Below are 9,645 nucleotides of genomic sequence, written 5' to 3' on the forward strand. Positions count from 1 at the left end.
GCCCGCCCCGGGGGGCGGTGGCGGGCGCTACGCCTGGCCCCGGCCGGTGGGTACGGCGGGGCCGCCGCCTCCCGGCCGGAACGGCGGCTCGCCGTCGCGCGGCAGCTTCATGACCATGAGAACGGTGGTGCCCGCCGGGCCGGTGGCGAAGGCGGCGCCATCGGTGAGGCGGCGGATCAGCCAGATGCCGCGTCCGCCGAGCTCGGACGGGGCGGGCAGGTCGGCCTCGTCCAGGTAGCGGGCGGGGATGCCGGGCCCGGAGTCGGTGATCTCGCAGAACAGGCCCGTGCCCTCGTGCCCGAGCCGGAGCCGTCCGCGACCGCCCGCGTGGGCCACGACGTTGACGAGGCACTCGTTGACCGCCATGACGAAGTCGCCGAGCCGCTCGCCGGCCAGGCCCTGTTCGTGCGCGCGGCGCTGCACCTCGCCGCGGGTCGCGGCCAGGCTGCCCTCGTCGAAGGGCATGTCGAGCAGCGGAGGGGGGTCCGCGTCGCCGGGATCGGTGTTCACCCGCTCGCCTACCTGAGGTGGGGGCCCTCACGACACGGCGCGCTCGTGGTCGGACAGCGTCATCGCGATCCGTACGGCGGTGCCGCCCGGGCCGGTCGTGAAGGCGACCTTATCGGCCAGCCGGCGGATGAGCCAAATGCCCCAGCCGCCCGCCAGCTCGTACCGCGGCGGATGGCCACGGTTGAGCCGGTCCAGCGGGATGCCCGGCCCGAAGTCCCTGACGTCGCAGAAGACGGAGCCGCGGTCGGACCATACCCGCACCACTCCCCGTCCCCCGCCGTACGCGACGGCGTTGACGACCGCCTCGTTGGCGGCCAGCACCAGATCGGTGACCCGTTCGGGCGACATCCCCTGTCTCTCCGCGAACCGTTCGACGGCGCTGCGCGCCCCCGCGACGTCCCCCTCGGTGAAGGTGATGGTGGACGCCTCTTCCTTTCTCGATCGGATGTCCATGACGCCTCGCTAAGCCGGTTGTCGCATCCTCTGCCACGAAAGAACGGTTCCAATCACCTTGGTCGATGCTTGGGGCGCCTTTCCCACCGTGCCGCCGGAGTGAGGGTCCCTCGAGGAGGCCCTCGCCCTGCTCTGACAACGCCTCGATCCACTGTTGGTAAGGTCGGCCTGACACTGCGCGGACCGGTGGATGGGAAGAACGGTGGACATAGAGCAGACGGCACTTCCCGGCATCGGCCTGCGCCACGAGTTCACCACGCAGTCGGGCAAGCGGGTCGGGGTCGTCTCCCACCGCACCGGCCGCCGCGACCTGGTGATCTACGACAAGGACGATCCCGACCGCGTCTGCGAGACCGTCAGGCTCAACGACGAGGAGGCCGAGGCGCTGGTCGAGCTGCTCGGCGCCCCGCGCATCGTGCAGCGGCTCAACGAGCTGCACCAGCAGGTCGAGGGCCTGGTCAGCCTGCAGCTTCCGATCCCGCCCGGCTCACCGTACGTGGGGCGGCCGATGGGCGACGCGCGGGTGCGCACGCGCACGAGCGCCTCGATCGTGGCCGTGGTGCGCGGCGGCACGGTGTTCGCCAGCCCGGGCCCTGCCTTCGTCTTCGCCGCGAACGACATCGTGGTCGTGGTGGGCGGCGCCGACAGCACCGCAGAGGTGGCCGACATCCTGGCGCGCGGGTAGGCCCCCGGGTGCAGCACACCGCGATCGTCTTCCTGGAGTTCGGTGCTGTCCTGCTGGGGTTGGGGGTCCTGGGCGCGTTCGCGCTGCGGGTCGGCATCTCGCCCATCCCCCTCTACCTGCTCGCCGGGCTGGCGTTCGGCACCGGCGGCGTCGTCCCGCTGGCCACGAGCCAGGAGTTCATCTCCGTCGGCGCGGAGCTGGGCGTCGTGCTGCTACTGCTCACGCTGGGGCTGGAGTACAGCGCCGACGAGCTGGTCACCAGCCTGCGGGGCAACGCCACCTCCGGGCTCGTCGACCTGGTGCTCAACGCCGCGCCGGGCGCGGTCTGCGCGCTGCTGCTCGGCTGGGGACCGGTCGCCGCGGTGGCCATGGCCGGGGTGACGTACGCGACGTCGTCGGGCATCGCCGCGAAGGTGCTGTCCGACCTGGGGTGGCTCGGCAACCGCGAGACGCCGACTGTGCTGTCGCTGCTGGTCTTCGAGGACCTGACGATGGCGCTCTACCTGCCGGTCCTGACCGCCTTGCTGGCCGGGCTGAGCCTGGCGAGCGGGGCGGCCACGGTGGGGATCGCGCTGGTGACCGTGAGCGTGGTGCTGGTGGTCGCGCTGCGCTACGGGCGGTTCATCGAGGCGTTCGTGGCCAGCCCGAACTCCGAGGTGCTGCTGCTGAAGGTGGTCGGGCTGGCGCTGCTGGTGGCGGGGCTGGCGCAGACGTTGCAGGTGTCGGCCGCCGTGGGCGCGTTCCTGGTGGGGATCGCGCTGTCGGGGCAGCTGGCGCATGACACGCGGACCCTGCTGGAGCCGCTGCGCGACCTGTTCGCCGCGGTGTTCTTCGTCTTCTTCGGCCTCCAGACCGATCCCGCCAAGATCCTGCCGGTGGCGGGGCCCGCGGCGCTGCTGGCGTTCGCGGGCATGATCACCAAGCTGCTGACGGGCGCGTTCGCGGCCCGGCGGGCGGGCATCGCCAAGGCCGGGCAGGCGCGGGCCGGGATCGCGCTGATCCCGCGCGGCGAGTTCAACATCGTGATCGCCGGGCTGGCCGTGGCCGCCGGCGCGCACCCGGACCTCGGGCCGCTGGCCGCCGCGTACGTGCTCATTCTGGCGGCGTTCGGGCCCCTGGCCGCCAAGCTGGTGCAGCCGCTGATCACGGCAGTCGCCAGGCGCGCCTGACGTTCCGGCCGCTCGCCCGGGTCGTGCTGCGCCGCTGGTGGGGGGCCGTCCGCGGCGGAGCCGGGGCCAGGGGGCGGGTGTGCGCGGATGCTCTCCTGGTCTGAGAGGCTTGTTCGACATGCCGGTGAGGAATGTCACGGAGATGGATATGAGCGACGAGTTCGATGTGATCGTGATCGGTGCCGGCCCCGCCGGCGAGAACGTCGCCGACAGGGCCGTCCGAGGCGGGCTCACGGCCGCGATCGTGGAGGAGCGGCTGGTCGGCGGCGAGTGCTCCTACTGGGCCTGCATTCCCAGCAAGGCGCTGCTGCGACCGGTGGATCTGGTGGCCGAGGTCAGCCGGGTGCCCGGCCTGTCGCTCGGCCCCGTCGACGTGGCCAAGGTGCTGGCCAGGCGTGACGAGGCGGTGTCGCGCTACGACGACTCCGGGCAGGTGGGGTGGGTCGATGGCCTGCCGGCCACGTTCCTGCGCGGGCGCGGGCGGCTCGACGGGCCCAGGCGCGTACGGGTGACCATGTCCGACGGCGGCGAGCGGGTGCTGTCCGCGAGGCACGCCGTGGTGCTGGCGACGGGCAGCACCCCCGCCATCCCGCCGGTGCCGGGGCTGCGCGAGGCGTCCCCGTGGACGAGTCACGAGGTCACCGCGGCCAAGGCGGTGCCGGAGCGGCTCGCCGTCATCGGCGGCGGCGTGGTGGCGTGCGAGATGGCGCAGGCCATGCACGGCCTGGGCGCGCGGCAGACCACCGTGCTGGTGCGGGGCGGCTCGCTGCTGGCCAGGATGGAGCCCTTCGCCGGTGAGCTGCTGGCGCAGTCGTTCGCCGAGGCGGGGATCGACGTGCGGCTGCGCACGGACGCGGTCCGCGTCGAGCGGCCGGAGCCGGGCGGCAAGGTCACGGTCCACCTGCCGGAGGGTCCGCCGGTCGAGGCGGACGAGCTGCTGGTGGCCACCGGACGCAGGCCGGCGACCTCCCACGTGGGGCTGGAGACGGTCGGCCTGCGGGCCGGGGAGATCGTCGAGGTGGACGACAGCATGCGGGCGACGGGCGTGGAGGGCGGCTGGCTGTACGCGGTCGGCGACCTGAACGGCCGGGCCCTGCTCACCCACATGGGCAAGTACCAGGCGCGGGTGTGCGGCGACGTCATCGCCGCCCGGGCCAACGGCGGGCGCGACGACCTGCCGGCCATGCGCGACGCGGCCGACCGGTACGGCGCGCCGCAGGTGGTGTTCACGGACCCGCAGATCTGCTCGGCCGGCCGCACCGAGGCGCAGGCCCGCGCGGCGGGGTTCAGGGTGCGGACCGTGGAGTACGACCTGGGTTCGGTGTCGGGCGCCTACCTGCTCGGCGACGGCTACCGGGGCCGGGCCAAGGCCGTGGTGGACGAGGAGCGGCGGGTGCTGCTCGGGGTGACGTTCGCCGGCCCGGGAACGGCCGAGTTGCTGCACGCGGCGACGGTCGCGGTGACGGCGGAGGTGCCGCTGGAGCGGCTCTGGCACGCGGTTCCGTCGTTCCCGACCGTGAGCGAGGTGTGGCTGCGGCTGCTGGAGACGTACGGCCTGTGACCCCACCCCGTGCGGAGGATCACCTCGCTCGGAGCGGCGCGCCGGGCATGGAGGCGCCGCCCGCGGGCAGCCGATGGTCATGCGTGCCGGCGACCTGGTCAGCGACTTCCCCACCGTGGGGCTCGACACCCCGGTGATCGACGCCGCCCGGCTGCTCGCCGAGCAGGACCTGCCCGGGCTGATCGTGGTGGACGATCGTGGCCTGCCGTCGAGCATCCTGCCGGGCACGCAGGTGCTGCGCCTGGCGGTGCCCGGCTACTGTCTCGACGACCCGGCGCTGGCGCGCGTGGTGGACGAGGCGCACGCGGACCGGTTCCTGGGCTCGCTCGCGGGCCGTACCGTGCGCGAGGCGCTGCCGTCGGCGCCGGGCGAGCTGCCCGTCGCCGACCCGGACGCCACGGTGCTGGAGCTGGCGGCGCTGATGGCGCGCACGCACAGCCCGGTGGTCGCGATCGTGGACGGCGACGGGCTGCAGGGCGCCGTGACGTTGCAGGCGCTGGTGGACCGGCTGGTCGAGCAGTGACGGCGGGGGGCCGGAGGCGCCCGCCCGAGGCTGTCCGGCCGCCGGCCAAGAATCCGGGGAAAGAGGGTTGGACGTCCCAGGAAGGGGAAGGGCAGGCAATTCATGCACGTCGAGTACGAGGAGGAGCCGTAGTGCTCACCTTGACAGCCAATGCAGCCCAGGCCATCCGGGACCTGACGGCCTCCGCTCCCGAGCCCGCGCAGAGCGGGATCCGCATCGCTTCGCAGGGAGAGGGCACGGGCGCGCTCACTCTGTCCCTGGCGACCCAGCCGGAGCCCGCCGACGAGGTGGTGGAGACCGACGGCGCCCGCGTGTACCTCGATCCGGTGGCCGCCAGCGTCCTGGACGACAAGTCCTTGGACGCCGGGGCCGACGACCAGGGGTCCGTGTCCTTCCTGGTCACCGACCAGCCCACCACCTGACGCCGTCCCGGCCACCACGCCCGCCGTGAGCCGGTGGGCGGGTCGTGGTATGCCTTTCACGCCCGCCGGTCCGGTGCACCTGCCGCATCGGGCCGGCGGGTTCGCGTGCCCGGCCGGAGGCGGGCCGGGCGCAGCCGATCAGCCCGTATCGGCGGCGCGCCGCCGATCAGCCCCTTTTGGCAGCGCGCCGACGGGCCCGGATCAGCCCTTCGAGAGCAGCTTGTGCAGGTAGCGGATCTGCTCCTCGCGCTGGTAGCCCTGGCCGCCCTCGTGGCGGTTCCACGGCCAGACCGTGATCTCCTTCGGGCCCTGCCAGTGGTTGTAGGCGGCGAACACCGTCGACGGCGGGCACACGTCGTCCATCAGCGCCACCGAGTACAGCACCGGCACCTCGCCGCGGGCCGCGAAGTGCAGGCCGTCGAAGTAGGACAGTGTGCCGAACACCTGCTCCTCGGCGTCCCGGCGGCTCGCCAGGAAGCGCACGATCTCCTGGTACGGGTCGCGGTCGGTGATCTCCACGGCCCGGCGGAAGTGGGTCAGGAACGGCACGTCGACGAGCGCGGCGACGACCCGCGGGTGCAGGGCGGCCGTCGCCTGGGCGATGCCGCCGCCCTGGCTGCCGCCGGATACGACGATGCGGGAGGCGTCGACCGACGGGTGCCCGGCCGCCGCGTCGACCGCGCGGACCGCGTCGGTGAAGACCCGGCGGTAGTAGTAGTCGTCCGGGTCGAGGATGCCGCGGGTCATCATGCCGGGCGCCTGGGCGTGGGCGGTGCCATGCGGGTCGCCGGTCAGGCCGGGGCTGGTGGGATTGGCGCCGCCGTGGCCGCGCGTCTCCATGACGAACACCGCGTACCCGGCGGCCGGCCACATCAGGTGGTCGTGCGGGAAGCCGCGGCCCCCGCTGTAGCCGATGTAGTGCATGACGCACGGCACCGGTCCGTCCACGCCGCGCGGGGCCAGGAACCAGCCGTTGATCCGGTGCCCGCCCCACCCGGCGAACGACACCTCGTACACGTCGACGGCCGTGTACGGCGCGTCGTACGGCGTGAACTCCGCCTCCAGGTCGAACTCCGCCGCCTCGGCGAGGGTGCGGGACCAGAAATCGGCGAAGTCGGCGGGTTCGTCACGGTCGGGTCGGTAGGTACGGAGCTGTTCCAGGGGCAGGTCGAACAGGGCCACGAAGATCTCCAGCCTGTAGGGGGAGTTCCAGGTTAGGGCCGGGTGGATGAACGGTCACCTGGTCCGGATGGCGCACTCCCGCCTCCATGACGGGGACGACTCGCGCCGCTACTCGATGACGATCGCGAACGGGATGTTGCCCCGGGTGGAGTTGGAGTAGGGGCACACCAGGTCGGCGGCCTCGACGAGGGCCTGTCCGGCCTCGCCGTGCAGGTGCTCGGGGAGTTCCACGCGCAGCACCACGGACAGCCCGTACCTGCCGTTCCCCAACGCGCCGAGGTCCACCTCGGCGGTGACCGAGACGTCCGACACGTCGGTCTTGGCGCGCCTGCCCGCGAGGTTGATCGCGCTGGCGAAGCAGGCGGCGTACCCGGCGGCGAAGAGCTGCTCGGGGTTGGTGCCCTCGCCGGAGCCGCCCAGCTCCTTCGGCGGGGCGAGCCGCACGTCGAGGCTGCCGTCGGAGGTGACGGCACGGCCCTCGCGGCCGGAGGCGGTGGCGACGGCGGTGTACAGCATGACAGAACTCCATTCTGTTGGGGACAACTCGATTGTGCGCAATTGAATTGGCAGCAGTCAAGTCGTGCGGTAGGCTTTCTGGCATGAAGGGCCTGATCCTCCACGACCAGCTCTGCTTCGCGGTGCACACCGCCTCCCGCGCGCTCGACGCGCTCTACCGGCGTGAGCTGGCGGAGCTCGGCCTCACCTACCCGCAGTACCTCGTCATGCTCGTGCTGTGGGAGCGCGAGCGGGCGTCGGTCAAGGAGCTGGGGGCGGCGCTGCGGCTCGACTCCGGCACGCTGTCGCCGCTGCTGAAGCGGCTGGAGGCGGCCGGGCTGGTGCGCCGGGAGCGCGACCCGGGCGACGAGCGCTCGGTGCTGGTACGGCCCACCGCCGAGGGCGCGCGGCTGCGGGAGCGGGCCGAGCCGGTGCCCCTGCGTCTCGTCGCCGCCACCGGTCTGAGCCGCGAGGACCTGGGCGACCTCCGCCGCATCCTGGACCGGCTGACCGGCTCCCTCTCTGAGGCCGTGAGCTGACCCTCACTGTTTCACCCCCGGCGGGCGATGCCCGTCGCGGCGGACGGGAGGTTCCTTTGGAGGGTGCACTGGTGGGTGCACGTCAGCGTTTCCGAACCCGTGAAGGGAGCGGGAGATGACCCAGGACACCCCAGGGGCGGGCGGCGTGGCGGCCCTCGCGGAGGCGGACGCCCCCGTATTCGAGTCGCTCGTCCAGATGACGCTCAACACGTTCGAGCGGTCCGGGCTGGACCCGGAGACCTACCTGCTGGCACGTATCGCGGCGCTGGTGGCCATGGACGCCGCCCCCGTCTCGTACCTGCTCAACATCGGCACGGCCGAGGAGATCGGGGTCCCCCTGGAGAAGATCCAGGGCACGCTGGTGGCCATCGCCCCGGTGGTCGGCAGCGCCCGCGTGGTGTCGGCCGCACGCAACATCGGCCTGGCGTTCGGACTGACCCTGCACGGCGGGGACCGGTTCTGAACCGGGGACCGGCCATCAGGCAGCCCGGAACGGGGTCCCGGCGAGCGGCCACGGGGGCACGCTCCGGCGGGAGTCCCCGCATGGTCCGGCTCAGCGCGACGCCGAGCCGGTGGTGCCCGGGCACCTCCCGGCCCGGGCACCGGCCACCCTCCACTCGGCGCCCGGGAACGGCGACATGAAGTGGGTCAGCAGGTCCACCGCGTAGTCCGGCGCCTTGCCGCCCGGGTCGAGGAGCGAGACCATCTGCGGGCCGTCGGAGCCGCGCAGCGTGATGGAGTCGCGCACCTGGGCGGCGGCGAAGCCGGGCCTGGCGTCCACGGTCAGGCAGGCCAGACGCACCCCGGCGGCGCTGATCTCCTGCTTGGCGCCGATGCGGCGCATCCGCTGGTCGTAGCGGCGCAGGGCCAGCGAGGCGACAGGGCCGATCCGCACCGACTCGCGGAAGACGTCGTCGCCGATCTTCCGGCTCAGCCGTACGTCGAGCTTGACGTCCGGACGCAGGTCCACGCCCTTCGCCCCGAGGTCGAGCCGCCCGTAGTCCCCCTCGAACCCCGGCGCGACGTACCCGAGGCCGGCCGGCGCCCGCAAGCCGAACGGCACCCTGCCCGGCCTGACCCGCAGCCACGACAGGCGGCGCACGGTCAGGGACAGGTCGTCGACGGTGCTGCGCCCGAGGGCGAAGTCGCCGCCGACACGGTAGGACAGGAAGCCGGTGGTGTACGGGATCACCTTGCCCACCGAGAACCGCTGTCGGCCGACCGGGTCGACGGTGAGCCCGGCGTGCACCTCGATCCGCCTGGTGGGCACCGGCTTGGACACCAGGTCGAGCGCCTGGTCCGGGGCGAGCCGGACCGTGGTGTCGGCGGCGAGGTCGGTCACCGCCAGCGACACGTCGCCCAGTCTGCCCGCCGGGTCGATCAGGCCGCCCTGGACGGCGAGGCGACCGTCGAGGGTGTTCGCGCCGCCTTCCGCCCGGTAGGTGACGGCGGGCACGCGCAGGGCCCCGGCCGAGGCGTCCGCGTCCACGCCGAACACGGCCGGCACGTCACCGAAGCTCAGCTCGCCGGTGCCCGCGCCGGGCACGGTCACCTTCGCGCCGAGCCGCTCGACAGGAGCGGAGTTGCGCACCCGGACGCGGGTCTTCGCGCCGTACGTGCCCTGAACGGCGAACGTGGCGGGCACCGGTTCGACGGACACCAGGCCCCGCAGCCCGCCCGCCTCGGCGTGCACGGTGAGCGAGCCGAGCGTGGCGGCGGGCTCGATGCGGTACGCGGCCCGCACGGCATTGCCGCCACCGGCCTCGGACGGGCCGGCGTCGAACGGGCCGAGCGACATGCTGGTGACGGCCGGCGGCAGCCCGGTGAGTGTGGCCCTGGCCTTCACCGGCACGGGCGCCAGGATCGTGCTGCCGAGGTAGACGCCGAGGCTCCGGCGCTCGGGCCGGTACCCGGCGAACGTGAACGTCTTCCCGGCCGCGTCCACGGTGATCCGCTCCGGCAGCCCGGTCACGTCGAGGTAGCCCTGGACCCCGAAGCAGCCGCGTCCGGCGACGCAGAAGGGGCCCGGCGCGCAGCCCGGCGAACCGGCGGCGCAGCCGCCGTCCACCAGCGAGACGCCGCCCTCCACGGCCGGGGCGGCGGCCA

The 9,645-nt window shown here is 73.5% G+C and carries 12 protein-coding genes; 7 read left to right on the forward strand and 5 right to left on the reverse strand.

Going from position 1 to position 9,645, the window contains the following annotated elements; all coding sequences use genetic code 11:
* Positions 1–27: 27 nt before the first annotated feature.
* Positions 28–510 carry an ATP-binding protein gene (locus tag DQW85_RS12305; protein ID WP_113700457.1) on the reverse strand — a complete coding sequence of 161 codons (483 nt, stop codon included), beginning with the start codon at positions 508–510 and terminating at the stop codon, positions 28–30.
* Between the two features lie 27 nt (positions 511–537).
* Positions 538–963, reverse strand: a complete 426-nt coding sequence (locus DQW85_RS12310) for an ATP-binding protein (RefSeq protein ID WP_113700458.1) — start codon at positions 961–963, stop codon at positions 538–540.
* Positions 964–1,153: 190 nt separating this feature from the next.
* Here DQW85_RS12310 and DQW85_RS12315 point away from each other — a divergent pair, with 190 nt between their 5' ends.
* The 5 genes from DQW85_RS12315 (at position 1,154) to DQW85_RS12335 (ending at position 5,323) form a co-directional block, all read left to right on the forward strand.
* On the forward strand, positions 1,154–1,648 hold the full coding sequence (locus tag DQW85_RS12315; RefSeq protein ID WP_338043379.1) for a cation:proton antiporter regulatory subunit: 495 nt from the start codon (positions 1,154–1,156) through the stop codon (positions 1,646–1,648).
* 8 nt (positions 1,649–1,656) lie between these two features.
* Entirely contained in the window at positions 1,657–2,817 is a 1,161-nt protein-coding gene (locus DQW85_RS12320) for a cation:proton antiporter (protein WP_113700460.1), read from the forward strand.
* Positions 2,818–2,965: 148 nt separating this feature from the next.
* A complete protein-coding gene (locus DQW85_RS12325; RefSeq protein ID WP_113700461.1) occupies positions 2,966–4,378 on the forward strand; it encodes a dihydrolipoyl dehydrogenase family protein in 1,413 nt (470 codons plus the stop codon).
* A gap of 79 nt (positions 4,379–4,457) precedes the next feature.
* Positions 4,458–4,901, forward strand: a complete 444-nt coding sequence (locus DQW85_RS12330; protein WP_113700468.1) for a CBS domain-containing protein — start codon at positions 4,458–4,460, stop codon at positions 4,899–4,901.
* 131 nt (positions 4,902–5,032) lie between these two features.
* Entirely contained in the window at positions 5,033–5,323 is a 291-nt protein-coding gene (locus tag DQW85_RS12335) for a HesB/IscA family protein (RefSeq protein ID WP_113700462.1), read from the forward strand.
* Positions 5,324–5,524: 201 nt separating this feature from the next.
* Here DQW85_RS12335 and DQW85_RS12340 read toward each other — a convergent pair whose 3' ends face one another.
* Both DQW85_RS12340 and DQW85_RS12345 read right to left on the reverse strand, forming a co-directional pair.
* Positions 5,525–6,505 (reverse strand): acetylxylan esterase, encoded by a 981-nt coding sequence (locus DQW85_RS12340; RefSeq protein ID WP_113700463.1) that lies wholly within the window; start codon positions 6,503–6,505, stop codon positions 5,525–5,527.
* A gap of 108 nt (positions 6,506–6,613) precedes the next feature.
* Positions 6,614–7,021: an organic hydroperoxide resistance protein gene (locus DQW85_RS12345; protein WP_113700464.1), complete on the reverse strand. Its 408-nt coding sequence runs from the start codon at positions 7,019–7,021 to the stop codon at positions 6,614–6,616.
* Between the two features lie 83 nt (positions 7,022–7,104).
* Here DQW85_RS12345 and DQW85_RS12350 point away from each other — a divergent pair, with 83 nt between their 5' ends.
* Together DQW85_RS12350 and DQW85_RS12355 are read left to right on the forward strand one after the other, a co-directional pair.
* Positions 7,105–7,539: a MarR family winged helix-turn-helix transcriptional regulator gene (locus DQW85_RS12350; protein WP_113700465.1), complete on the forward strand. Its 435-nt coding sequence runs from the start codon at positions 7,105–7,107 to the stop codon at positions 7,537–7,539.
* Between the two features lie 115 nt (positions 7,540–7,654).
* On the forward strand, positions 7,655–8,002 hold the full coding sequence (locus DQW85_RS12355) for a carboxymuconolactone decarboxylase family protein (RefSeq protein ID WP_113700466.1): 348 nt from the start codon (positions 7,655–7,657) through the stop codon (positions 8,000–8,002).
* A 90-nt stretch (positions 8,003–8,092) separates the two neighbouring features.
* Here the strand turns inward: DQW85_RS12355 and DQW85_RS12360 are convergent.
* Positions 8,093–9,645: hypothetical protein (locus DQW85_RS12360; RefSeq protein WP_162794926.1), on the reverse strand; the 1,553-nt coding region annotated here is incomplete at its 5' end.

The sequence above is a fragment of the Nonomuraea lactucae genome, assembly GCF_003313395.1.
GTDB classification, from domain to species: Bacteria; Actinomycetota; Actinomycetes; order Streptosporangiales; family Streptosporangiaceae; genus Nonomuraea; species Nonomuraea lactucae.

Coding starts and splice junctions, on each gene's coding strand:
- DQW85_RS12310 (WP_113700458.1), bottom strand. CDS start 963: ATGGACATCCGATCGAGAAAGGAAGAGGCGTCCACCATCACCTTCACC.
- DQW85_RS12315 (WP_338043379.1), top strand. CDS start 1,154: ATGGGAAGAACGGTGGACATAGAGCAGACGGCACTTCCCGGCATCGGC.
- DQW85_RS12325 (WP_113700461.1), top strand. CDS start 2,966: ATGAGCGACGAGTTCGATGTGATCGTGATCGGTGCCGGCCCCGCCGGC.
- DQW85_RS12330 (WP_113700468.1), top strand. CDS start 4,458: ATGCGTGCCGGCGACCTGGTCAGCGACTTCCCCACCGTGGGGCTCGAC.
- DQW85_RS12345 (WP_113700464.1), bottom strand. CDS start 7,021: ATGCTGTACACCGCCGTCGCCACCGCCTCCGGCCGCGAGGGCCGTGCC.
- DQW85_RS12350 (WP_113700465.1), top strand. CDS start 7,105: ATGAAGGGCCTGATCCTCCACGACCAGCTCTGCTTCGCGGTGCACACC.
- DQW85_RS12355 (WP_113700466.1), top strand. CDS start 7,655: ATGACCCAGGACACCCCAGGGGCGGGCGGCGTGGCGGCCCTCGCGGAG.